Here is a 24,780-nt window from a genome sequence, read left to right as displayed (position 1 = left end):
GGGTTTAGGATTTTAATTCAAGGTAATAACTAACATTCAAAATAAGGGAATTAAATGAAAAAAATTATATCATTACTGCTTATCTATAGCTTGGTTGTTCCGATTAATTTACAGGCTGTTTCCAAAGAAGCCTATCAATCCTATCTGAACGGCCTTATCGCCAGCCGTTCAGGGGATTTTGACCGCGCGATCAAAGAATATGAACATGTATTAAAAATTGATGATAAAGCTATAGATGTTTACCGGCAGTTGACAAGCCTTTACTGGCAGGTCGGCAGGATACCGCAATCTTTTTATGCTGCTCAAAAACTTGAAGAATTATCCGGAAAGGATATTGACACCAAGCTTTTTTTGGGCAATTTTTATCTTGTTTCCGGAAATCCCAACAAGGCCAGGGAGTTGTGGGAGAGCATACTGGAAATCGAACCTGACACTGAAACGGCCCTGCTTTACCTCGCAGCTTATTATTCCGACAGGAACCTGCCCCAGGCTATTTACTACTGGAAAAAATTTATAGAAAAAAAGCCAGATTCAGCGCCGGCTTACTTTCAGCTCGGCACAGCACAGGAAAAACTGGGGCAGTTGGACGACGCTGTAGAATCCTTTAAAAAGGCAATTTCACTGCAACCGAACGGAGCTGAAATGTACCTGGCTTTAGCGAATATCTATGAAAAACAGGAAAATTTCACTGAGGCTATAAACGAATTTAAAAAATATTTGGAATTAGCGCCGGATAATGTCAATGTCCTTCTCTATCTTGGCGGGCTGTATTATCGTTTAAAGATGTATGAGGAAGCTCAAGGCGTTTTTCTGGAAGCCTTAAAAATCAAGCCGCAGGATACTAATATTAATTTCTGGCTCGGGATAATGGCTGAACATAAAAAAGACTGGAAAGAAGCCATAAAATATTTTGAAGCCATACGCGAAAAAGAAGAAAATGCTGCTATCCTTACGCGCCTTAGCTTTTATTATTCTGCTTCTAAAAATATGAAAGAGTCCTTAAAATGCTTAAAAAAAGTCGCTAAACTTGAACCCAACAACGCAAATTCATATTATTTGCTGGGGCTTGCCTATTTTGACATGGATAATTATAAAGATGCAGAAAAAATGCTTATTAAAGCCCTGGAGTTAAAACCTGATTTTGATGAAATCTATTTCCATTTCGGCGTTTTGTATGACACCTGGAAAAAATTTGATAAAGCTGAGCTTATGCTTAAAAAATCAATTGAGCTGGACCCGAAAAATTCCACAGCCCTTAATTACCTCGCGTATTCTTATATAGACCGCGGGATCAACCTGACCGAGGCAGAAAGCCTTATAAAAAGAGCGCTTGCTCTTGGCCCTGATAACGGTGCCTATATAGACTCTTTGGGCTGGCTGTATTTTAATAAAGGGGAATTTGAGAAAGCGGAAAAGTATTTGATAGATGCCTCCGAAAAGATCAATGACCCTGTTGTCTTTGAACATGTAGGCGATGTGAGCATGAAATTAAACAAAACAGCAGATGCCTGGGATGCTTATCAGAAGTCCTCAAGTTTGGACCAAAAAAATAAAAATGTGTTAAAAAAAATAAAGGCATTGGAAAAATTTGTTTTACCGAAGACCGTTCAGAGAAAATTGCTCAAACGGGCCATAGGAAATTTACTTCAGGTAAGTTCACTGAGATCTAATTTCTCCATAACAGGCAGGAATTCCGGCGTAAATTTCTATTCTTTCGGGACATTCCAGTATAAGCGCCCTGCCAGATGGAGAGTTGACATACTCGGGAATTTTTTAATGCCTCATGTGGTAATTGTCCAGAATAAAGGCCTAAAGATCTATCCCAAAGACCTCCAGGAAAATGACTCTGTCTTTAACCTTGATTGCCTGGACAGGGTTAAAGCTTATTTTAATACGGAAATTCTTGCAAAGTTCGATTCTGACAGGACGGCCGTTTCTGTCAAACGTAACCTGTATACGTATAGACTGGACGCCATGGCCCTGGTGATCGATTCCAGGACCGGTGCCATAAAGGAATACAAAGAAAGCAATAAAATGGAAATAGCTTTTAGAAAACAGGTCCAATATGAAGGCCTATACCTGCCTTTAGATATAAATATCTATCTGCCGGATAAAAATATATCCGCGCAGATAAAAATAAAGGATTTTGACATAAACAATTCAATAGAGGACGGTGTATTCACCCCTTTTGAAAAAGAGATAATAAAACAAGGGGAAAACAAGCAGTAAAATGACAAACAAAACAATGACAAATGACAAAAAATATCTGGGATTTTGAATTTATTTTGTTGAGATTTTATAATATAGGGATTTTGTCATTATAAGGTTGGAGTTTTTAATGCAACTGCTTGCGCCTGCAAAGCTGAATTTGTTCTTGGAAGTTATAAACCGGAAAAAGAACGGGTATCATAATATCCAGACTATTTTTCAGACCATCAGTTTGTATGATAAAATAACGATCCTTCCCAGGAAGTCAACCCTCTCTTTAGACAGCAACTCAAACGCTATCCCAAAGGATATGAATAATCTGGTTTTAAAGGCAGCGTTTGCTTTAAGGGAAAAGCTAAAGACCGGTAAAGGCGCACACCTATACATAGAAAAACATATTCCCATAGGTGCAGGGCTCGGGGGCGGATCAAGCGATGCCGCAGCTGTGCTCAAGGGTTTGCAGATTCTCTGGAAAAAAAAGCTGCCAAGAAAGGCACTGTCAAAAATAGCTGTTAAATTAGGAGCTGATGTGCCTTTTTTCCTTTCTAAAGGGAGTTATTACGCTTCAGGGATCGGAGAAAAGCTCAAAAAGATAACAGGCGTCAAACCTGCCTGGTTTGTCGTTATTTATCCAAGGGTTCAGGTTCCTACAGCCTGGGCATATCAAAACTTGAAGTTTCCATTGACAAATAAACAAAAAATTAATAGAATTAGGCAGTTGTTAGCCAGCGGCTCTTCCTCAAAAGCTTGGGGGCATTTTTTGTTTAATCGTCTTGAAGGACCCGTGCTCAAAAACAGGCCGGAAATTGCGGATATTAAAAAAACATTGAATAAAATGGGGCTTATGAATCTTATGTCCGGTTCCGGGTCAACTGTTTTTGCTTTGGTGGCATCGAAAAAAGAAGGGGGAAAAATCAGGTCGGCTTTGAAAATGCATCCTTGGGATATTTTCTTGGCAAAGTCGGTTAATTAGGATTTCCCTTTCCCTGTGTAAAGAGAGATGAAGTGTTCCTTTAAATGCTCTCTACTAAGATGGAGGGGTAATGAAGATCACAGAGGTACGGATTTTCCTGAAAGATGAACAGAAGCTGAAGGCTTACGCTGCTGTAACGTTTGACGATGTTTTTGTAGTGCACAATCTCCGCATCGTTAAAGGCGAAAAGGGCCTGATGGTATGTATGCCGTCAAGAAAGATGAACGACGGTACTTTTAAAGACATCGCACACCCTATTACCAATGATTTCCGCCATGATTTGGAGAAAAAAGTTTTAGAGTTTTATGAAGAAAAATTAAAGAGTAACCCTGACCCGGGTCAACATACAAATGAAGTAAAGCCTCAATAATTCTGCTGTAAATTTAACAAATGTTCTTTATTCCGGGATGGTGTAATGGCAGCACAAAGGAATTTGGATCCTTTTGTCTAGGTTCGAATCCTGGTCCCGGAGTTTTTTTGGGAAAGCAAGCCAAGAGTTTGGCTTGCTTAAGGATTCGAAGACCGCAGGGAGCCGAAGGCGAGCGAGGGGCGGGCTGCGAGCGTTGAGCGGAGCGAAACGACTTGTAGCCGAATCCTGGTCCCGGAGTTTTTAAAGAAACAAACATTAAATATTCACTAGGATTAAGCCCAGATCACAAATAAGGGCACAATTAAAGGAGGTCTATAATGAAGAAAGTAGGGGTTTTTGCACTGGTCATGATTATGGGAGCTAATTTTGCTTACGCCGCTAACCCATTCGATAATTTTCAGAGCTTGATAACGGGCCAGGCTACCACAATTGCCCAGGGTATGCTTGATAACTTTGCTAAAGATTTAGGGGCATTAATGGGAGGCGGGACATACCACCAGGGTAAGTCTCTTGGGCTTCCCGGTTTTGATGTAGGCCTGCGTATACCAGTTGTAAAGGTCAAGGATGAAGATACAATAATAAAATCAAGTTTAGACAGCGTAGCTTTACCGATTTTGCAGGCGGAGATAGGTCTCCCTGCTAACCTTGACCTGATAGCAAGATTTACTTCTTATTCGGATTCTTCCCTGGCAGGAGTTGGTTTAAGGTATGGGATCATAAAAAAGAGCATACCGGGAGTTCCTTCGCTTTCAGCACAGGCTGTATATAATACACTTAATGTAAATTCAGGGCTCAACAAACTAAAAGCCACCACCTTGAGCGTTTCCTGTATAGCCTCAATTGACCTGCCCATAGTTGTTCCTTATGCAGGCATCGGGATTGACAATACTGAGGTAACTCCTGATGCAACGATAATCGATTTGAAAGGCAAAGCTTCAAGCATGAGAGTGGAAGCAGGGGTAAATTTAAGCCTTATTCCTTTAACCTATATACAGCTTGGCGGTGCACTGGTTAACGGAGATATTAACTATACTTTAGGTCTTGGGATCAAATTCTAAATAAGTTACCTTCTTAAAAAAGAGGCCGGTTAAAAGTCAATAAAATATTTGTACAGGCTATTGACAAATTATATCGGTTTATGTATAATTAGCACTTGCAATTGGCGAGTGCTAATTTTATTTAGGCAAAGAATGCCAAAAACCAAAAACTATAGGAGGTGAATTTTTTATGAAACTTCAACCATTAGCAGACAGAGTAGTTGTAAAACCTCAGGAAGCAAAGGAGGTTAAAAAAAGCGGTATTATCATACCGGACACGGCAAAAGAAAAGCCGCAGGAAGGTGAAGTAATCGCTGTCGGGAAAGGCAAAATGACAGATGAGGGGAAGCTTATCCCGATGAACGTAAAGGTTGGCGATAAGATCCTTTATGGCAAGTATTCCGGAACCGAAGTGAAGATCGATGATCAGGAATATCTTATAATGAACCAGGACGACATACTCGGAATAATCCAATAATGTAAACGCAAAAGCGCAAAATACCCGCAAAAGCGCAGAAAATTAAAATATTTTAATAAATTTAATTTATCTTTTGCGCAACCTGCGGAGGTTTTCATCGTTTTCTGCGTAATAAAACCAGGAGGTGTATTAATATGGCTAAACAAATAGCATATACTGATGACGCTCACAAACTAGTTAAGACAGGTATAGACAAATTAGCAAACGCTGTAAAAGTAACGCTCGGGCCTAAAGGCCGCTATGTGGTACTTGATAAAAAATTCGGCTCGCCGACAGTTACAAATGACGGTGTTACTATAGCAAAGGAGATCGAGCTGGAAGACCCGTATGAAAATATGGGTGCCCAGCTTGTAAAAGAAGTTGCATCAAAGACAAATGATGTGGCAGGCGATGGGACAACTACTGCCTGTGTCCTTGCTCAGGCGATAATCACTGAAGGCTTAAGGAACATTACCGCAGGTGCAAATGCGATACATATCAAAAGAGGCATAGACAAGGCGGTTGCTATAGTAGTTGACGAGATTAAAAAAATCGCCAAACAGGTAAAAGGCAAAGAAGAGATAGCGCAGATAGCTTCTATATCGGCAAATGACAAAGAGATCGGCGACCTGATAGCCGATGTTATGGACAAGGTAGGCAAAGACGGCGTAGTGACAGTAGAAGAAGGCAAATCAGCTGAAACAACAAAGGAAGTGGTGGAAGGCATGAAGTTTGACCGCGGTTACGTGTCTCCTTATTTCGTGACTGATGCAGAAAGAATGGAAGCCGTGCTTGAAGACCCTTACATTATCATAACCGATAAAAAAGTATCTGCAATGCAGGATATATTGCCGTTACTTGAAAAAATAGTCCAGACAGGAAAGCCGTTCCTTTTAATTGCCGAAGATATAGACGGAGAAGCTTTGGCGACTCTGGTTGTAAACAGGTTAAGAGGCACCTTAAAGGTAGCTGCTACAAAAGCGCCGGGTTTTGGAGACAGGAGAAAAGAAATGCTCCAGGATATAGCGACTTTAACGGGCGGTACGGTTATTTCCGAAGAGACCGGTATGAAGATAGACAAAGCGACGCTTGAAATGCTGGGCACTGCAAAAAGAGTAGTCCTTGACAAAGAGAACACGATAATTGTTTCCGGAGCAGGGGACAAAAAAGAGATAGAGAAGCGTATTTCCCAGATCCGCAAACAGATAGAGGAAACAAAATCCGATTATGATAAGGAAAAACTTCAGGAAAGGCTTGCAAAACTTGTCGGTGGAGTTGCGGTCATTAACGTGGGTGCAGCTACAGAGACTGAGATGAAAGCCAAGAAGTACAAAGTTGAGGACGCCATGCACGCTACAAGAGCAGGTATTGAAGAAGGTATAGTCCCGGGCGGCGGAGTAGCGCTTCTTCGCGCTCAGGCAGCTCTTGAAAAACTTGCTAAAGATGCGGATATAGATGTGCAGACAGGCATCAATATAGTCAGAAGGACTCTTGAAGAGCCTATAAGGCAGATCGCAAATAATGCGGGTGTCGAAGGTTCCATAATAGTTGAAAATGTAAAAAAGAACAATAAGAATCCTAACTATGGATTTAATGCTGAAACCTTAAAGTATGAAGAAGATATGGTAAAAGTCGGTATTGTTGACCCTGTAAAAGTTACACGTTCAGCGCTTCAGAATGCCGCTTCGATAGCAGGCTTATTGCTGACAACCGAAGTGCTTATTACGGACGTTCCGGAAAAGAAAGAACCTATGATGCCGGGTGGAATGGGCGGGATGGGTGGAATGGGCGGCGGAATGGGCGGGATGATGTAATCAAATAGGGGATGACCCATTTTTTTTCTATTAAAAAAGCAGTATTCAGGCTACAACAAATAAATTTATTTCCTAACCCTGCATTTAGCGGGACTCCGTTAAAATTTATTATTTCGCTCTGAGTACTGCTTTTTTATTTACGAAAACGGGGATGGTTCCCTATTTGGGAACTAATGAAATAAACCAAATGAGCTTGACAAACTAACATTTCTTTAAAGAACATTAAACCGGCATTATGCATTTTTGATGAGAATTTTGATGAGAATTTGGACTTGACGAAATAATTTCTCGAGTGTATAATATAGTTATACAGATGAATAATAACATTTTAGAATCCATTGAAGGTTTTGAGTGGGATAAATTTAATATAGAAAAAATTCTTCAAAAACACAAAGTAATCATTAGTGAGTGTGAAGAAGTGTTTTTAAATGACCATATACTTGGGAAAGATGTTAGGCATTCTTTAGTTGAGGACAGGTATTATTTGTTCGGTTCATCAAACAATGAAAGGCTGCTGACAGTTATATTCACCATAAGAGGCAAAAGAATCAGAGTTATTTCGGCAAGGAAGATGAGTAAAAAAGAGAGGTTAAGCTACCATGAAAAAATTAAAAGAACTACCAAAATTCAAGACTGAGAAAGAAGAGGCGGATTTTTGGGATACCCACGATGTTACTGACTACATTGATATGTCTCAGGCAAAGAGAGTAATTTTCCCGAACTTGAAGCCTTCTTCAACGGCGGTCCCGGTGAGGTTCCCGAATTCCCTGCTTAACAGTATTAAGATGATAGCCAACAGGCGGCATGTCCCCTATCAGTCATTGATAAAGATATTTTTGGCTGAGAGAGTCAACAGAGAACTTCATAAGGCAAAGGCATAAATCCAGTTCAAACTTGGCCAAGTTTGATTTAAGGGAGAATCCTTCTCCCTTCCTCTTGGTTAGCATCTAAAACTACCAAAAACTTGAGTGATTCCCGTCCTCGGCGATCCTCTCAGGTTCGGCTTAGATGTAGAGTTTTAAAAAATATAGCAATTTTTAGCTGGTTTAGTAGTTAAAAAACTCCGTTTGAGTTATATTTAAAACCAAAACGGAGCTTTTTTTTTGTCAAAAAATATGCTATAATACTACATTGTGCTCTAAGTTAAATCTATGATTAACCAGAATATCGATTTTGTCAGAAAAAAGATAGCAGTTTCTTGTAAAAAAGCCAACAAAAATCATAATGATATTACTATTGTTGCAGTAACCAAAACAGTTCCGATTGAGCTTATAAATGAGACTATAACGGCAGGTATAAAAGATATAGGCGAAAGTAAATTGCAGGAAGCTTTATTAAAGATAGATAAACTTCCAGCTAACATAAAAAAGCATTTTATAGGGCATTTACAAAGCAATAAAGCAAAAAAGGTAGTAGAATTTTTTGATCTAATACAGTCCGTAGATAGTTTAGGCCTGCTTGAAGAAATAGATAAACATGCTTTTAAGGCAGGCAAAGTTCAAGAATGCCTGTTTGAGCTTAAAGTATCTGATGAAACAACTAAATTCGGCATCACAAAAGAAAATTTAGGTCTAGTGTTAAAAAACATTGAAAAATTAAACAATATTAAGCTTTGCGGGCTTATGGCTATGGCCCCGTATTTTGAAGATCCAAATGATGCAAAGCCGTATTTTAAACAAGCAAAAGAAGTTTTTGATAACATTAAGAACCATAAGGGGCTTGACGGTTTTAATATTTTATCCATGGGAATGTCGCACGATTTTGAGGCTGCCATAGAAGAAGGCTCAAATATGGTAAGGATCGGAACGGCGATATTCGGAGAAAGGGCAATTCAAAATGCAAAGTGAAAAATGCAAAATTAATGTGTCCGCTTAAGCGGACTTATTTAAATAATCCGCCATTGAATCTTTAGCGGATACCTCAATTTTTCATTTTGCAATTTGATATTTGCATTGCTTAAGTAAACCATAAATTTTGAAAAAGAGAAAAAATAATGCCACAAAACCGTATAAACAAAAAGATAGCATTCCTCGGTGCAGGCAACATGGCGGAAGCTCTCATAAACGGGTTTGTAGGAAGCGGGCTGGTTTTACCGAAAAATATTACAGCAAGCGACATAAATAAAAAAAGATTGACGTATATCAAAAAGCAATTCGGTGTTAAGACAGAGAATAATATAAGAGCCGTAAAAACCTCAGAGATCATATTTATAGCCGTAAAACCCAAGGATGCAGGTGTTTTACTCGGCGAAATCGGAAGATATCTAAATAAAGACAAGCTTATGATATCTATAGCAGCAGGAATAACCACAAAATATATTGAAGGCTTTATTGATAAAAATGTTCCGGTAATAAGGGCCATGCCGAACACTCCTGCCCTTGTAGGAAAAGGAGCCATAGCTGTTGCAGGTGGGAAATATGCAAATAGAGGCGATATAGATGTTGCCGTTAAACTTTTTTCCAGTGCCGGCATAGCAGTAAAATTAAATGAAAAAAAACTTGATGCTGTAACCGCTGTTTCGGGTTCCGGGCCAGCTTATGTATTTTATCTGTCCGAAGCCATGGAAAAAGCTGCGGTTAAACTGGGGCTTAGCAGCGACATCGCAAAGAAACTGGTCCATCAGACCGTACTTGGAGCAGGCAAAATGCTCACAAGTCTTTCTCTTGACGCAAGCGTGCTTCGTAAAAATGTAACCTCTCCCGGAGGCACCACTGAGGCTGCGATCAATATCTTAGAAAAGAGACAATTCACGCAAACGGTAATAGAAGCTATAAAACAAGCTGATAAAAAGGCCAAAGAATTAAGAAAAGATTAACAATATTTGCATTCGCAAAAACTTAAAAAATAAACAACGGCAGCGATTTTAGCGGGTGTAAAAAGGGATGCAGTTATGATGATTAAAGTAAGAGTGATCCCAAATGCAAGCAGGAATGAAGTGGTCGGCAGAATAGGTTCTATCCTGCGAGTTAAGGTAACCGCTCCTGCAGTAGAAGGCAAGGCAAATGAAGAGCTGTGCTATTTTTTAGGAGAGTTTTTTGATGTAAAACGTTCCCATGTTTTCTTACGCAAAGGCGAAAGGGGCCGCGAAAAAACAATTGAAATCTGTGGAAGGACAGAAGAAGAGTTAGATGAGGTTTTAGAAACAATACCTTAAACGACAGTGATAAGCTTTAAGCTGTAAGTTGTAAGAAAAAAATGCCTTTCTTATAGCTTAAAACTTATGGCTTATAGCTGATAACCTATGATCAAAACACTATATTGGAAAAATGGCAGTACATATATTCTTGACCAGAGGCTCTTACCGGACAAAGTCAGATATATTAAATGCCGTACCCATCTTGCTGTTGCAAAAACCATCAAAGAAATGGCGATAAGGGGCGCTCCTGCTATAGGTGTTGCAGCGGCGTTCGGCATGGCTTTGGCGGCAAACGAAAGAAAGTTCAATTCTTTAAAATCAGCAAAGATATTTTTAGTAAAAGCAAAACACACACTTGCCAAAACCAGGCCTACGGCTGTTAACCTTTTCTGGGCGCTTGACAGGATGGAAAAACTTGTCTTAGAATTCAATGGTTCCTGTCCGGGCCTTGCAAAGCTGTCCAAAGAAGAAGCTTTAAGAATATATACGGAAGATATAAACATAAACAAAAATATTGGGCGCAACGGCGCAAGGCTGATAAAAAGGAATTCGAGGATACTCACTCATTGTAATGCAGGGGCCTTAGCTACAGCGGGTTACGGTACAGCCCTTGGCGTTATACGCTCAGCTTTTAAGAAGAACAAAGTTAAACTGGTTTTTGTGGACGAAACAAGGCCATACCTTCAGGGAGCACGGCTTACGGCCTGGGAATTGAAAGAGGAAAAGATACCCTATGTTTTAATAACAGACAATATGGCAGGATATTTTATGAAAAAAGGGGATATTGATGCGGTAATAGTAGGAGCTGACAGGATAGCAAAAAATGGAGATACCGCAAACAAAATAGGCACCTATTCTCTTTCGGTCCTAGCAAAGCATCACGATATACCTTTCTATATAGCGGCGCCGCTTTCAACTATAGACTTTAAGACAAGAGACGGGAGCAAAATAAATATTGAAGAAAGGCCTTCTAAAGAAGTCTTGAATATTAATAAACTTTCTATAGCTCCTAAGGGGGCAGTTGCCCGTCATCCCGCATTTGATGTTACTCCCGCAAATTATATCACTGCTATCATAACAGAAAAAGGTGTCTTTAAGGCAAATGAACTAAAAAAATTAGCCTAGACGGATAGAATTTCAAAATATTTATTTTGCCCGCCCAGGGCGAGTCCGCCGCAGAGGCGGGGAGGGGGTTAGATGAAAGAAAGAAAATTGTTGATCGTCGACAAAAAATTTCAGTACGCTTTTATTAAAAAGAACCTGATATTGATGTTTTTTACTTTTTTGCTCATATTTGCGGTTTTAAGCATCTGGGAAAAATTTCAGGTCCGGCAGGGTTTTTTACTCAGGCCGCCCGAAAACAGCGAAATAGTGGAATGGGCAAAGGCCAATCACATAGACGTGAATTCGGCGGAGTTCATGAGGCAGTTCATTCAGCGTGCAAAGGTTTACACATTTTTTCAGTTACTGTGGAAACCGATGGCGCTGGTGCTTGTAATAAACGTCTTGGTCCTGATTATTGCGAACATATATTATTCACATACTATAGCGGGGCCTATACACCATTTAAAAATGATGCTGGAAAGCAAAATCCGAGGAGAGGTCATCGAACCTGTCCATTTTAGGAAAGATGACGCATTCCATGACCTGGCTGAAGTCATCAATAAAGCATTTGGCTTGAAATAAACACGGACCCCCGATGGCCGGAAATCCGGATACCCGGATAACCGGCAAAACTATAAATATTATGGATTTTTCAAAAACCGTTAATTTACCCAAAACCGATTTTCCCATGAAAGCCAACCTGCCGCAGCGCGAGCCGGCTATGGTAAAAAAATGGGAGGAACAGGGCTTGTATAAAAAGATAAACGATAAAAATAAAAACAATGAAAAGTTCATTCTTCATGACGGCCCCCCCTATGCAAACGGCAATATACACCTTGGCACGGCGTTGAACAAAATATTAAAAGATATAATAGTAAAATACAAATCCATGAAGGGTTTTTATTCTCCTTACACTCCGGGCTGGGACTGCCACGGGCTTCCTATTGAACAGGCTCTAATGAAAGAATTAAAAGTAGACAAACACAAGGTTGAGAAGCTGTCTTTCAGGAAATCCGCCGCGGATTTTGCAAAAAAATTCATTGATATCCAGCGCAGCGAGTTTAAACGCCTGGGAGTACTTGCAGACTGGTACAAGCCGTATCTCACGTTAGACCCGAAATATGAAGGAGTCATAGTCAGAGTCTTTAAGGACCTGGTTAAAGAAGGCTACATTTACAGGCAGAAAAAACCGGTTTACTGGTGCCCGACCTGCGAGACCGCCCTGGCTGACGCCGAAGTTGAGTATGCAGACCATACATCCCACTCCGTCTATGTTAAATTTAAAATAAAAGTAATACCGGACACGCTAAAAGGCAAGATTGATAATGATACATCGGTATTAATTTGGACCACTACTCCTTGGACTCTGCCTGCAAACGTTGCTTTGGCCTTTCAGCCAGATGCAAGATATTTTCTTGCAGAGATAGAAGGAAAAAATGGTGATATAAGTAAAGTAATAGCAGCAGAAAAAAGAATAGCTGAAGTGCAAAATTTAGTTCATAAAGAAGGAAAATATAAACCTATAGCAAATTTTCAGGGCAGCGATTTTGAAAAAATTATATGTGAGAATCCTCTTCTTGAAAGAGAATCTGTTGGTGTGTTAGCAGACTATGTAACTTTGGAAGACGGAACAGGCGTAGTTCATATAGCTCCGGGCCACGGCCAGGAAGATTATCAGGTAGGACTCAAATACAAGCTCCCGATAATTTCTCCGGTAAATGACAGGGGTCTATTCACAGATGAAGCTGGCGAGTTTAAAGGAAACCATGTTTTTAAAGCTAATGATGTTATCGTCCAAACTCTTAAGAATAAAAATGCTTTGTTGTTCGAAGCTAAAATAACCCACTCTTACCCGCATTGCTGGAGATGCAAAAAGCCTATAATATTTCGCGCTACCGAGCAATGGTTCTTAAGTGTTGAATATAAAAACCTCCGCGCCAGAATGTTTGAAGCCATTAAAAAAGTAAGATGGATACCTGATTACGGCCAGAACCGGATAAACGGGATGATAGAGTCACGGCCCGACTGGTGCCTCTCCCGCCAGCGTTTGTGGGGCGTGCCTATACCGGTTATTTACTGTACAAAATGCAACAAACCGCTTTTGGATGAAAAAATTATGAACCGCGCAGTTGAACTTATTTCCAAACACGGTTCCGATACCTGGTATGAAAAGACGGTTAAGGAAATCCTTGACGGAATAGATGTAAAATGCGAGTGCGGAAGTTCCGAGTTTAAAAAAGAAGAAGATATCCTTGATGTCTGGTTTGATTCGGGAGTTTCAAGCGAGGCAGTGCTGTCAAGCGGGGTTTTTGAAGGGCTTTCCTTTCCTGCTGACATGTATCTTGAAGGTTCAGACCAGCACCGCGGGTGGTTTCAAACCTCATTAATACCTGCTGTAGCCTTAAAACAGAGCGCACCGTACAAGACAGTCCTTACCCACGGCTTTGTTGTTGACGGTGAAGGTAAAAAGATGTCAAAATCCGTTGGCAACGTAATCCTGCCCCAGGAGTTGTTCCAGAAATACGGAGCCGACATAATTCGCTTATGGGTTTCTGCCAGCGATTACCGCGAAGACATAAGGATATCCCAGGAAATAATAAAGGGCTTGAGCGATTCATACAGGAAAATAAGAAATACTTTAAAGTTCCTCCTGGGCAACCTCTGCGATTTTTCGATGAAAGATAAAGTCCCTTATGAAAAACTGAGGGAAATAGACCAATATGCTTTAAATAAACTTAATGATACGGCCGAAGCCGTTACAAAGGCTTATGATAATTATGAATTTCATATTGCGGCGGTTAATCTCAATGTTTTTTGCTCGGTATTTTTAAGCAGTTTTTACCTTGATACATTAAAAGATACGATGTATTGTGACGGGACAGATAGCCAGGCACGCAGAAGCGCTCAAACCGCGCTGTACGAGATATGTTCATCTTTGATACGCCTCCTTTCGCCGATCCTTTCTTTTACTTCCGAAGAAGCCTGGCAGGAACTTAGAAAAATTAATTCCGGGCTTGAAGAATCTGTTTTCCTTTCAGAATTTACTAAAGGTAATGTTTTTCAGCCATTGAGTGAAGAACGGGTAAAAAAATGGGAACAACTTATGGTCATCCGGGAAAAAGCGATGATCGAATTTGAAAACTTGCGAAAGGACAAGCAGATAGGCTCAAATCTCGAAGCGCATATAAAAATAGCAGGTTTAGGTACAGGTATAGATAAAGAAATTCTTTGCCAGGTCCTGGGCACCTGGGATATAGAAATACCGGATGATAAAGCTCCTGGCGAGATGAAAATAACCGCAGAAAAGTCAAAGAACCAAAAATGCGAAAGATGTTGGAGATTTACGCCCGATACAAAAAAAGACGATATCTATGAGGGTGTTGTTTGTGGCCGTTGTGTAAAAGTCTTGAAAGAAACAAAATTGGCAGTTTAGAATTTCCCTTGATGTATTGGAAATTCAATCCTATACAGCATAAAATCTATGTCCCTAAAGGGATTTCATTTAATTAACACTAAGGAAGTCATAATCTGAGATTTTATCTGTGTAATCAAAGTTAGGAACGAAGCGACACTAACTTGAAAAAATATATAAACTATATCTTATTAATAGTCCTCTTTGACCAGGTAACGAAGTATCTAGTGCGTAAGAACCTGTTCCTAGGCCAGGCGGTACCTGTTACTTCATTTTTTCAGGTGAGCTACTATACAAATACAGGCATTGCCTTCGGGATGTTCAAAGGCGCCAATACAGTATTTACTGTTTTAACTATAATATTTTTCATAGTTTTTGTTGTTTATTTTAAAAAGTATGAACATACTTTCAGCAAGATCCAAAGAGTTTCATTCATCCTTATATTGTCCGGTGCCCTAGGCAACCTGCTAGACCGTCTGGTTCATGGGAGCGTAATAGATTTTCTTGAATTCCATATCAAATCCCATTACTGGCCTGCATTTAATGTTTCAGATTCATGCGTAACCATAGGCGGTGTGCTTCTTTTCTGGAGTATACTTACGGGCAGTGAAATAGACATAAAAAAGCACGAAATACTAAACTCTAAACCCTAAACAAACTCAAAACTCAAATAACCAAAACAAAAAAACAACTGGATTTTGTTTTAAATTTTAAATTCTGAGTATTAGAATTTATTTAGAGTTTTGGATTTAGTGTTTAGGGTTTTGCTTAACGAATAGAACTGTTAATAGTAGTCTCGAATACAGGATTTAAATATTATGTTCCCAATATTATTGAAGATCGGGCCGATAACGATACGAACTTACGGGCTTTTAGTAGCTATAGGTTTTTTTGCGGCATTACAATATATTTTGATCAAAGCCAAAACTATCGGCCTGCATGAAGACGAAATACTTGACATTGTTTTATATACAATAGTAGCGGGGCTCATAGGCGGCAGGCTTTTATATGTTATGCTTAACTGGTCGTATTACGCAAATAATTTCCTGCAGATATTCCAGCTGTGGGAAGGCGGGCTTGTTTTCTACGGCGGATTTTTCTTAAGCATAATAGTAATTTTGGCCTATGCCGGGTACCATAAAGATTTTAATTTGTGGGGTTTCAGCGATATCGCCGCACCAGCGATAGCTATAGGACACTTTTTCGGAAGGCTCGGTTGTTTTTTTGCAGGGTGCTGCTACGGGCTTCCGACAGACCTCCCCTGGGCCTGCACTTTCACGAACCTCAATGCCCTGGCGCCTTTAAATATAGCGCTTCATCCGACTCAAGTTTATGAAGCTTTGGGGAACCTCCTCATATTCCTGACCTTAAACTGGCTGCTAAGGTTCAAACATTTAAGCGGACAGATATTTGCGGTCTATCTTTTTTTGTATGGCATCTTGCGGTTCCATGTGGAGTTCTTGCGCGGCGATGACAGGGGCGGGTTCTTGTTTAACTTATCGCCGAGCCAGCTTATTTCTATACTCATGGTATTGACGGGTGTTTACATAACGGTCCTTAGAAGAAAATATGGAAAAAATAATATATAGTGGAACCCCTATTCCTGCCACTGAAACAAAAGAACGGATAGACCTCTATTTAAGCACTAAATATAAAGAATATTCAAGAGGGTATTTCCAGAAACTGATCTCAAGCGGCAATATTAAGGTGAACGGCAGGAATATAGTGCCGAGCTACCGGCTAAAAAACAGCGATGAGATAGAGTTTGATTTTGTTTCAGAAACCAGAAAATTATTGGAAGAAGATATTCCGTTAAACATAATCCATGAAGACAAGGATATCCTGGTAGTAAATAAGACTGGCGGGCTTGTCGTCCATCCTGCGTGCGGGCATAAAAGCGGGACTTTGCTCAATGCTTTGTTCGGACATGCAAAAGGCAGGTATTCTCCCCAGCTGGTACACCGCCTGGACAAGGATACTTCAGGAGCCATCGTCGTTGCAAAGAACGAGAAGGCAAAAAACAGCCTTGTAAAACAATTCCAGCACCGCGATGTAAAAAAGAAATACCTTGTGATAGTCAGAGGAAAGATAGTGGAAGATAAAGGCCGAATCAATGCACCGCTCGGCCGTGCCCTGGGCGACAGAAAAAGGATCGTTGTTGGCCCGGAAGCCAGGAAAAAATCGGTCACGGAATTTAAAGTATTAAAAAGAACAAAAAATTATACGATGCTTGAAGTATATCCCGTCACAGGAAGGACCCATCAGATAAGAAGCCACCTGGTCTATATAGGCCATCCTGTTTTGGGAGACGAGTTTTACGGCGGGCCAAAAAGCATTGAGGGTATTGAACTGGGCAGGCAGATGCTTCATTCCTGTTACCTGTCATTTACTCATCCAAAGACTTCCAAGAAAGTGGAGTACAATGCGCCTATGCCAGAAGATATGGATAAGGTGTGGAAGAAACTAAAGTAGGGTCTAACTTGAAGCTTAGGAATTTGAATATTACGGATTTATTGTAAAATTAGCCATTTTATATTTTGAAATTAAGTCAGCGAAGCATGACGATTGCAATAAGGGTAATTTTTTAATAGAATAAACCATGCCAAAAGGCCATATTTTTGTTTTATCGGCTCCGTCAGGTGCCGGAAAGACTACACTTTATAAAGGAATAATTAAGGAAATCCCTAAGCTTAAGTATTCCATTTCTCATACAACACGGCCAAAAAGAGCCGGTGAAACAAACGGCAGGGATTATTTTTTTGCTTCAGTAGAAAAGTTTAAAAAATTGATCAAGAAAAAAGAGTTCATTGAATGGGCGAAAGTCCACGATAATTATTACGGGACGTCACATTCGTTCATACAAAAAACAATAAACTCCGGTTTTGATGTGGTTTTAGATATCGACGTTCAAGGCGCCTTGCAGATGAAAAAGGCATATCCGGGTGCGGTCTTGATCTTCATTATGGCGCCTTCTTTTAAGGAACTAAAAAAACGCCTTGTCTTGAGAAAAAAAGATTCTCGGGAAGTTATCAAGAGAAGGCTGTGTAATGCAAAAAAAGAGGTGCGGTATATAAAGAAATATGATTATCTAATAATTAATGATAAAGTTTCGCAGGCTTTAAGGGATTTATATTCGATCATAACTTCCCGCCACTTAAAGGTGTCAGGCAGCGTAATAAAAAGGTTTGATTAAAGTTTAATAGGAGGAAGTAAAGTGAATGATTACCCGCAACTAGAAGAGATGCTGCTTAATTTAAAGACCGGCCGCTACGGCCTGGTTGGCATGGCAAGGGACTGGCTTAGTTATTTGCAAAGAACAGATGAAGGTAAGCTCATGAGCAGGGCAGAGCTAATAAAGAAATCCCTTGATGATATTTTATCAGGCAGGGTCAAGGAAGAAGATGTTACAGCTGCCCTGGGTAAAATAAAGAATCTGCCTCCGGAACACAGCGAAGAAAAGGAAAAAGAAAAGAAAGGTTAATCAATTCCTGGTAATGAAAATAATCAAGAACAAAAAAATTATTTTAGGGATTTGCGGCGGAATAAGCGCCTACAAGGTGCCTCTCTTGGTCAGGGTTTTAAAGAAAAAAGGAGCTGATGTTACGTGCATCTTGACGGCTAACGGGGCACGTTTTGTGACTCCGTTGACACTTAGAACTCTGTCTCAAAATAAAGTGTATGAAGATATGTTCGATGAATATGAAACGGACATCGAACATATTTCGCTTGCTAAAAAAGCCGATATCGTAGTAATAGTGCCTGCTACGGCAGATACGTTATCAAGGCTGAGCTGCGGCCGTGCCGGGGACCTGGTTACGAGCACGGTGTTGAGCACAAAATCCCCTGTTTTGTTATGCCCTGCAATGAACCAGAATATGTGGCTGCACCCTGCGACAAAAAATAATTTGAGCGTGCTGAAAAAATACGGCTATAAATTTGTAGAACCTCAGGAAGGAGACCTTGCCTGCGGCGAGTCAGGTATCGGGCGGCTGGGTGAGGTAAGTAGTATCGTAAAAGAAATAGAACGGATTATAGGATAACCTAACTTGATTGTCATTTCTCAATTCTGATGTCCAAATAAAAATCTAAAAATAAAAGGCTCATTTAAATATCAACCCTAAGTTATAAGTCTTAATTTAGGATTAAAATGCCATGAAAAAAGTATCTTTCGTTATAATTTTATTAACAAGCTTAATAAGTATATCCCTAGCCTTTAAGTACCCTAAACCGAGCGGGTGGATAAATGACTTTGCAGGCGTTATAGACTCCGAGAATAAAGAAAAAATGTCGGCAGTTATCGCCGAACTTGAGCAGAAAACATCGTCACAGATATCCGTTGTGACTCTGAAGAACCTGGAAGGGGGCTCGATAGATGAGGCTTCTGTAAATCTTTTTGAAGAGTGGGGTATTGGCAAAAAGGGAAAAGATAACGGGATATTGATACTTGCAGCCATAGAAGATAAGAAAGTAAGGATAGAAGTCGGCTACGGGCTTGAAGGCATACTCCCCGACGGGCTTGTAGGGAGTATCCTGGATTCGTATGTAATACCTGAATTCAAAAAAGGAAATTATGGAAAAGGGCTGATGCTTGGTACTCTGGCTGTTGCATTTACTATTGCTAAAGACCAGGGAGTAGAACTTACCGGTAAAGATGAGTATACAAGAAACCTTCAGCCGCAAAGGCCAAGCCTTTTAAAGTCATTGCTTAATTTGGTATTATTAGTACTGATTGTCATATTGTTCATTAACAACCCCATGTTATTTCTGTTTTTCCTTGGCCTGGGCGGAGGACGTTCTTCGGGTTTCGGCGGCGGTTTCGGCGGCGGTTTCGGAGGGTTTGGCGGCGGTATGAGCGGCGGCGGCGGATCGTCAAGAGGGTGGTAAATGTAGCCAGCAGAAATAGAAATACGAATTTCGAATATCGAAATCCGAAAAAATATCGAATACCCAAAACTGCAAACAAAAAAGGCATAAGCCTTAATTAAGTTGAATTTATTTGATTTTTGAAGTATTTTCTGTTTGTAGTTTTATTCGGATTTCGTGCTTCGGATTTCGGATTTATTGATAAGGGGTAAAAAATGAATGATCTAGAGAAATTTGTTGAAGAGATGAAAAATATTTTTGGCAATAGCTTAAAATCCGTTATTTTATACGGTTCAAAAGCAAGCGGAGAAGATACAAAAGAACATTCCGATCACAATATTTTGCTTATACTTGATAACATCAGGTTTGAAGACATGAGGGCATCAAATAAGGCGATGGACAGCTGGACAAAACAGGGCAATCCTCCTCCGCTTCTTTTTACGTATCCGATGTTTACGGAGTCAGCAGATGTTTTCCCGATAGAGTTTCAGGACATAAAAGACCATTACAAGGTTTTATACGGAGAAGACCCGGTAGCAAACCTTAGAATCGAAGACACTAACCTTAGGCATGAGTTGGAATTTGAGCTGAAAGGAAAACTTCTTAAACTCAGGCAGGGTTATATGATGTTTAGTAATAAAAGCGCGAAATTGAAAGACCTGATGATCGGTTCAATATCTAGTTTTTTAATACTTCTTAAACATTCAATAAAGCTTTTAGGGGGAAAACCTCCGAAAAAGAAGCTTGATGCCCTGGAAGTCTTAAGCGAAAAAACAGGCCTGAATAAGAAAGTGTTCCTGGATATCATAAATATGAAGAACGGCGACAAAGCGGCATTAAGCGCAGATATGGACAGGACGATGATAGAATATATGCAGGAGATAGAAAAGATAGTTGCTGTAGTGAATAATTTATAAATAGACTACAGACAGCAGACCACAGACTGCAGAAAAGGCAAAAGGCTAAAGGCTTTATAACAAAGATTTTTAGATTTTAGTCTTTTATTTAAAGTCTGTAGTCTGTGGTCTGCAGTCTGTAGTCTAAAACGGAGGTTTTATGAAACAATTATGGATAGTTTTAGGAGTGCTTGTATTTTTTGTGGTTATTCTAGTGGGCACAGTTGTGGGGAATTACAACAAAATCGTTACCTTGGGAGAAAGCATAAATGCCGCCTGGGCACAGGTGGAAAACCAGCTCCAGAGAAGAAATGACCTTATACCGAACCTGGTAAATACCGTGAAAGGTTATGCTGCGCATGAAAAACAAATATTTGAAGATGTGGCAAGTGCAAGGGCTGCTCTGGGCGGCGCAAAGACCATCGATGAAAAAATAAAAGCCAACCAGGGCATTGAAAGCGCACTCTCGAGGCTTTTGGCGATAGCTGAAAATTACCCTAACTTAAAAGCCAATGAAAACTTTATTCACTTGCAGGATGAGCTCGCAGGCACAGAAAACCGTATTGCGGTCGAGCGGATGCGTTATAACGAAGTAGTACAGGCCTATAACATCATGATAAAACGGTTCCCGGGAAATATAGTAGCGTCATTTTTCAAGTTCGAAAAGAAAGATATCTACTTTAAAGCCGAGGAAGCAGCTAAAACTGTACCAAAGGTACAGTTTTAATAAGGTAGACGGTAGATGGTAAAAGGTAAACGGTAAAACAACAAAATAAATCTATTTCGTATACCTTCTCCGTATCCCTTTTACCGAAGTTTGGATTTTTATGGTTAATTTTTTGATCACATCAGGCGCCACAAGAGAATATATTGATCCTGTGAGGTTCCTGTCAAACGCTTCATCCGGGAAAATGGGCTGTGAGCTGGCAGAAGCGGCAAAAAAACTCGGGCATAAAGTAGTGCTGATAAGCGGGCCGTCAAGTTTTGTGCCTGCCGGAAATATTAAATCCATACCGGTAACCTCAGCCTCGGAAATGCTAGAGGAAGTCAAAAAAAATATATCAGGGTCTGATATTTTTATTTGTGCCGCAGCTGTGTCGGATTACAGGCCGCAAAGAGAGAAAAAGGACAAGATAAAAAAAACGAAAAATGGCCTTGTTTTAAAACTTGTTAAAACCCCCGACATCTTAAAAACTATTTCTTTCAAGAACAGAGGCAAAGTAATGGTGGGGTTCTGCCTTGAATCAAAGAACCTTGTAAATCAGGCAATAAAAAAACTAAAAGATAAAAAACTTGATCTGATAGTCGCAAATCCGGTTAAGGCAATAGCCAGCGATAAATCTGATGTTGTAATAATAAGTGGAACTCCTCCGGCAGGAGCCGGAGGCTCATTCGATAACGTGACATCCCGCCGCAGCGGGATACGGCAGGATAAATACAAATCATCTCCGGTTCCACCTACGCGGTGGACCATGGTTCAAAAGACGGTGCTCAGGAATAAAAGCAAAAAAGAAATAGCAGAAAGGATAATAAATGAAGCGGCAAGAATTTTCAAAAATATTAAAGCTTGCTAAAGCCTCTATCCTTGACGAAAAGAACTGGGGCGAGTTTGAAGTAATAACGAAACCTTCTCCTAAAAAACCCGCCAAAGATGAGCTTCCAAAGATAGCAAAACCCGAAAAGAAAGAGCCGGGCAATGTAAATAATGAATTAGATGATTTTAATAAAAAGATCTCAGGATGCAAAAAATGCCCGCTTGGAGAAACACGCTTGAATTTTGTTTTTGGCGTGGGAAATCCGAATGCGAAGCTCATGTTCATAGGAGAGGGACCGGGTTTTGATGAAGACCACCAGGGGGTGCCGTTCGTAGGAAAAGCAGGCCAGCTTCTGACAAAGATAATAGAAGCTATGGGATTTAATAGAAACGATGTCTATATATGCAATATAGTAAAATGCCATCCGATGATAGACTCAGGTGACCCTGAAAAAAGGGGTAATGACCGGCCACCGGGCCTTGAGGAGATAAATTCATGCATTGGCTACCTTGAAAAACAGATTGAAATAATAAGGCCGGATTGTATATGTGTTCTCGGGAATGTTGCAGCAAAAGCGCTTTTAAAAACAGAAACAGGGATCAGTAAGTTAAGAGGGACTTTTTGTGAATATAACGGCATCAAAGTAATGCCTACGTATCATCCTGCTGCGCTTTTGCGTACTCCGAGCCTTAAAAAGGACGTTTGGGAAGATATGAAAAAAGTAAGAAATGAATTAAATAAAAAATAGGGTAGACGGTAAATGGTAAAAGGTAAACGGTAAAACAGGGAACTAAACCTATTTCGTCTACCTTCTCCCGTATACCTTTTACCGAAGTTAGGTTTTTATTATGTTCGCTGAAATATATTTATCCCTACCTGTAGATAAACCGTTCCATTACGAGATTCCGGAAGGCCTGGCAGATAAAGCAAGGGTCGGAATGCGTTCCGAGGTGCCGTTCGGTTCAAGAAAAGTAATTGGTTTTATAACTAAAATAGTACAAGACACTTCAATAGAAAATGTAAAACCTATATTAAGCCTTTATGACAATGAAGTTGTTTTAACTGAAAAAATGTTTAAGCTGGCAGAATGGCTAAGCCAAAATTATATGTGTTCCTATGGCGAAGCTTTATCCTGCATACTTCCTGCAAGCATACGCCCTCCAAAAAGGCCGCCAAAACCTAAAGACAAAGATAAAGATAAAGAAATGAAAGCAGATATAAAACCTGTTCTTAATGTAGAACAGCAGGATGTAACAAACCAGATAATAGAAAGCGCAAAACAAAATAAACCTGATATTTTTTGCCTGCACGGCATTACAAGTTCCGGGAAAACAGAGGTTTATCTAAATTCAATAGAAGAAGTGCTCAAACTCGGCAAATCCGCGATTTATCTGTTACCCGAAATATCCCTTACACCCCAGTTCATAAGCATAGTTGAGAACCGTTTCCCTGGCCTTGTGGGGGTCTGGCACAGCCGCCTTTCAGCAGGTAAAAGATACCTTACGTGGGAAAAAGCAAGAAAGGCAGAGATAAAGATACTTCTTGGAGCCAGGTCATGTATTTTTGCGCCTTTTACCAACCTCGGCTTGATAATAATGGACGAGGAACATGAGCCTACCTATAAACAAGACCAGAAACCTCAATATCAGACAAGAGAAATTGTAGATGTCTTGGCAAAGATAAACAATGCAGTGGCTGTTTTCGGTTCAGCAACACCGTCTCTTGAGGTTTATTACAGGGCGAAACAGGGGCAATATAAGCTTCTTGAAATGAATGAACGGGTAGACAAAAGAGAGCTGCCAAAGGTCACCCTTGTTGATGTTACCCAGATACCGAGCAAAGCAAGGGTTATAACAAAAGAGCTGGCCCTAGCCTTAACAAGGATACTTGCAAGGAGGGAGCAGGCGATAGTGTTCTTAAACCGCAGGGGATTTTCTCCGGGTGTGTCCTGTCCTAAATGCGGCAATGTATGGCAGTGCCCGAGATGTTCGGTTTCTTTGGTCTATCATAAGACCAGTAATGATTTGAGGTGCCATTATTGCGGGTATACCCATCCATGGCCCGGTGAGTGCCCGACATGCAAGAACAAAGAACTGTCTGTTTTCGGTATCGGAACGCAGAAAGTGGAGCAGGAGCTTCACCAGCTTTTCCCGCAGGCAAGGGTATTCAGGCTTGACCGGGACACGGCTTCAAGCCATGAAGTATACCATAGGGCATACCAGGAATTTAAAAATGAGAATTACGATATACTTCTCGGCACACAAATGGTTGCAAAAGGCTTTGATTTTCCAAGGGTTACTTTGGTAGGTGTTATAGATGCTGATACAGCGCTTTACCTGCCGGATTTCCGTTCAGCGGAACGGACTTTTCAGCTCATAACGCAGGTAGCAGGCCGTTCCGGGAGAAGCAGTTTGGGAGGTGAGGTGATAGTACAAACGCGTTACCCGAATCACTATGCTTTGTTGGCAAGTAAAGACCATGATTACCACGAGTTCTATGACCAGGAGATAAATAACCGCAGGCAAATGGATTACCCGCCTTTTAGCAGGCTTGCAAATATACTTGTCCGGGCAAGTAAGGAAGAAAAGGCAATTGAACTTATAAACAAAATAAGCGGTGATTTGAATGATTTTAAAGAAAAAAATGTATTTAAATATGATATATTAGGGCCTACCCCTGCCGCGCACTCAAAATTAAGAAGGTTATTCAGGTGGCAGGTACTGCTCAAAGGAAATTCCGAAGAAATCCTCCTTGCCTCAAAAAATATAAGAAATTACTATATTCCCCGCGGCATATTCGTAAGCATAGATATTGACCCTCAAAACGTGCTTTAATTCTGGGGACACACACCTTAATTACTTAGTTTAACTCTTCTTGCTACTAGAAAGCCATGCTCAAATTTGGATATTTTTTTTGTAATTAAGGTGTGTGTCCCCCGAACTAAGCATAGGAACACGGTCTTAACCTGCATCTTT

The 24,780-nt window shown here is 40.3% G+C and carries 26 protein-coding genes and 1 tRNA gene; all 27 read left to right on the top strand.

Going from position 1 to position 24,780, the window contains the following annotated elements:
- The first annotated feature begins 54 nt into the window (after positions 1-54).
- The 27 genes from LHV68_04425 (at position 55) to priA (ending at position 24,639) form a co-directional block, all read left to right on the top strand.
- Positions 55-2,229 carry a tetratricopeptide repeat protein gene (locus tag LHV68_04425; GenBank protein ID MCB4791114.1) on the top strand — a complete coding sequence of 725 codons (2,175 nt, stop codon included), beginning with the start codon at positions 55-57 and terminating at the stop codon, positions 2,227-2,229.
- Positions 2,230-2,338: 109 nt separating this feature from the next.
- Entirely contained in the window at positions 2,339-3,181 is an 843-nt protein-coding gene (ispE, locus tag LHV68_04420; protein ID MCB4791113.1) for a 4-(cytidine 5'-diphospho)-2-C-methyl-D-erythritol kinase, read from the top strand.
- Positions 3,182-3,251: 70 nt separating this feature from the next.
- Complete coding sequence (gene spoVG / locus LHV68_04415) at positions 3,252-3,551, top strand: septation regulator SpoVG (protein MCB4791112.1); 300 nt, start codon at positions 3,252-3,254, stop codon at positions 3,549-3,551.
- 31 nt (positions 3,552-3,582) lie between these two features.
- Positions 3,583-3,653, top strand: a tRNA-Gln gene (locus LHV68_04410).
- 215 nt (positions 3,654-3,868) lie between these two features.
- Complete coding sequence (locus tag LHV68_04405) at positions 3,869-4,609, top strand: hypothetical protein (GenBank protein MCB4791111.1); 741 nt, start codon at positions 3,869-3,871, stop codon at positions 4,607-4,609.
- A 169-nt stretch (positions 4,610-4,778) separates the two neighbouring features.
- Positions 4,779-5,066, top strand: coding sequence for a co-chaperone GroES (gene groES / locus LHV68_04400; GenBank protein MCB4791110.1), 288 nt, complete (start codon positions 4,779-4,781; stop codon positions 5,064-5,066).
- A 134-nt stretch (positions 5,067-5,200) separates the two neighbouring features.
- On the top strand, positions 5,201-6,859 hold the full coding sequence (gene groL, locus LHV68_04395; GenBank protein MCB4791109.1) for a chaperonin GroEL: 1,659 nt from the start codon (positions 5,201-5,203) through the stop codon (positions 6,857-6,859).
- 313 nt (positions 6,860-7,172) lie between these two features.
- On the top strand, positions 7,173-7,496 hold the full coding sequence (locus LHV68_04390; protein MCB4791108.1) for a BrnT family toxin: 324 nt from the start codon (positions 7,173-7,175) through the stop codon (positions 7,494-7,496).
- Positions 7,459-7,740 carry a BrnA antitoxin family protein gene (locus LHV68_04385; protein MCB4791107.1) on the top strand — a complete coding sequence of 94 codons (282 nt, stop codon included), beginning with the start codon at positions 7,459-7,461 and terminating at the stop codon, positions 7,738-7,740. The genes LHV68_04390 and LHV68_04385 overlap by 38 nt, the downstream gene beginning before the upstream one ends.
- Positions 7,741-8,010: 270 nt before the next feature.
- The gene (locus tag LHV68_04380) at positions 8,011-8,706 is read left to right on the top strand and encodes a YggS family pyridoxal phosphate-dependent enzyme (GenBank protein MCB4791106.1); all 696 of its coding nucleotides are present in this window, start codon (positions 8,011-8,013) and stop codon (positions 8,704-8,706) included.
- A gap of 146 nt (positions 8,707-8,852) precedes the next feature.
- On the top strand, positions 8,853-9,674 hold the full coding sequence (proC, locus tag LHV68_04375) for a pyrroline-5-carboxylate reductase (protein MCB4791105.1): 822 nt from the start codon (positions 8,853-8,855) through the stop codon (positions 9,672-9,674).
- Between the two features lie 75 nt (positions 9,675-9,749).
- Positions 9,750-10,013, top strand: coding sequence for a DUF167 domain-containing protein (locus tag LHV68_04370; GenBank protein ID MCB4791104.1), 264 nt, complete (start codon positions 9,750-9,752; stop codon positions 10,011-10,013).
- An 87-nt stretch (positions 10,014-10,100) separates the two neighbouring features.
- Complete coding sequence (gene mtnA / locus LHV68_04365) at positions 10,101-11,120, top strand: S-methyl-5-thioribose-1-phosphate isomerase (GenBank protein ID MCB4791103.1); 1,020 nt, start codon at positions 10,101-10,103, stop codon at positions 11,118-11,120.
- Between the two features lie 72 nt (positions 11,121-11,192).
- On the top strand, positions 11,193-11,681 hold the full coding sequence (locus tag LHV68_04360) for a hypothetical protein (GenBank protein MCB4791102.1): 489 nt from the start codon (positions 11,193-11,195) through the stop codon (positions 11,679-11,681).
- Positions 11,682-11,742: 61 nt separating this feature from the next.
- Positions 11,743-14,532, top strand: coding sequence for an isoleucine--tRNA ligase (ileS, locus tag LHV68_04355; protein MCB4791101.1), 2,790 nt, complete (start codon positions 11,743-11,745; stop codon positions 14,530-14,532).
- A 143-nt stretch (positions 14,533-14,675) separates the two neighbouring features.
- The gene (gene lspA, locus LHV68_04350) at positions 14,676-15,164 is read left to right on the top strand and encodes a signal peptidase II (protein ID MCB4791100.1); all 489 of its coding nucleotides are present in this window, start codon (positions 14,676-14,678) and stop codon (positions 15,162-15,164) included.
- A 165-nt stretch (positions 15,165-15,329) separates the two neighbouring features.
- Positions 15,330-16,100 carry a prolipoprotein diacylglyceryl transferase gene (gene lgt, locus LHV68_04345; protein MCB4791099.1) on the top strand — a complete coding sequence of 257 codons (771 nt, stop codon included), beginning with the start codon at positions 15,330-15,332 and terminating at the stop codon, positions 16,098-16,100.
- Positions 16,081-16,983, top strand: a complete 903-nt coding sequence (locus tag LHV68_04340; protein ID MCB4791098.1) for an RluA family pseudouridine synthase — start codon at positions 16,081-16,083, stop codon at positions 16,981-16,983. Before lgt ends, LHV68_04340 begins: the two co-directional genes overlap by 20 nt.
- Before the next feature lie 127 nt (positions 16,984-17,110).
- Positions 17,111-17,704 (top strand): guanylate kinase, encoded by a 594-nt coding sequence (gene gmk / locus LHV68_04335; protein ID MCB4791097.1) that lies wholly within the window; start codon positions 17,111-17,113, stop codon positions 17,702-17,704.
- 21 nt (positions 17,705-17,725) lie between these two features.
- The gene (locus LHV68_04330) at positions 17,726-17,992 is read left to right on the top strand and encodes a hypothetical protein (GenBank protein MCB4791096.1); all 267 of its coding nucleotides are present in this window, start codon (positions 17,726-17,728) and stop codon (positions 17,990-17,992) included.
- A 13-nt stretch (positions 17,993-18,005) separates the two neighbouring features.
- A complete protein-coding gene (locus LHV68_04325; GenBank protein ID MCB4791095.1) occupies positions 18,006-18,551 on the top strand; it encodes a hypothetical protein in 546 nt (181 codons plus the stop codon).
- A gap of 112 nt (positions 18,552-18,663) precedes the next feature.
- On the top strand, positions 18,664-19,395 hold the full coding sequence (locus LHV68_04320; GenBank protein MCB4791094.1) for a TPM domain-containing protein: 732 nt from the start codon (positions 18,664-18,666) through the stop codon (positions 19,393-19,395).
- 194 nt (positions 19,396-19,589) lie between these two features.
- The gene (locus tag LHV68_04315) at positions 19,590-20,291 is read left to right on the top strand and encodes a hypothetical protein (protein MCB4791093.1); all 702 of its coding nucleotides are present in this window, start codon (positions 19,590-19,592) and stop codon (positions 20,289-20,291) included.
- A 139-nt stretch (positions 20,292-20,430) separates the two neighbouring features.
- Positions 20,431-20,997, top strand: coding sequence for a LemA family protein (locus LHV68_04310; GenBank protein ID MCB4791092.1), 567 nt, complete (start codon positions 20,431-20,433; stop codon positions 20,995-20,997).
- A 100-nt stretch (positions 20,998-21,097) separates the two neighbouring features.
- Positions 21,098-21,844, top strand: coding sequence for a phosphopantothenoylcysteine decarboxylase (locus tag LHV68_04305; protein MCB4791091.1), 747 nt, complete (start codon positions 21,098-21,100; stop codon positions 21,842-21,844).
- Complete coding sequence (locus LHV68_04300; protein ID MCB4791090.1) at positions 21,804-22,553, top strand: uracil-DNA glycosylase; 750 nt, start codon at positions 21,804-21,806, stop codon at positions 22,551-22,553. The genes LHV68_04305 and LHV68_04300 overlap by 41 nt, the downstream gene beginning before the upstream one ends.
- A gap of 100 nt (positions 22,554-22,653) precedes the next feature.
- On the top strand, positions 22,654-24,639 hold the full coding sequence (priA, locus tag LHV68_04295; GenBank protein ID MCB4791089.1) for a primosomal protein N': 1,986 nt from the start codon (positions 22,654-22,656) through the stop codon (positions 24,637-24,639).
- Positions 24,640-24,780: the final 141 nt, after the last annotated feature.

This window comes from Candidatus Liberimonas magnetica, assembly GCA_020523885.1.
GTDB lineage: Bacteria > Elusimicrobiota > Endomicrobiia > Endomicrobiales > JAFGIL01 > Liberimonas > Liberimonas magnetica.
This window is presented reverse-complemented; position numbering and strand designations above follow the sequence as displayed.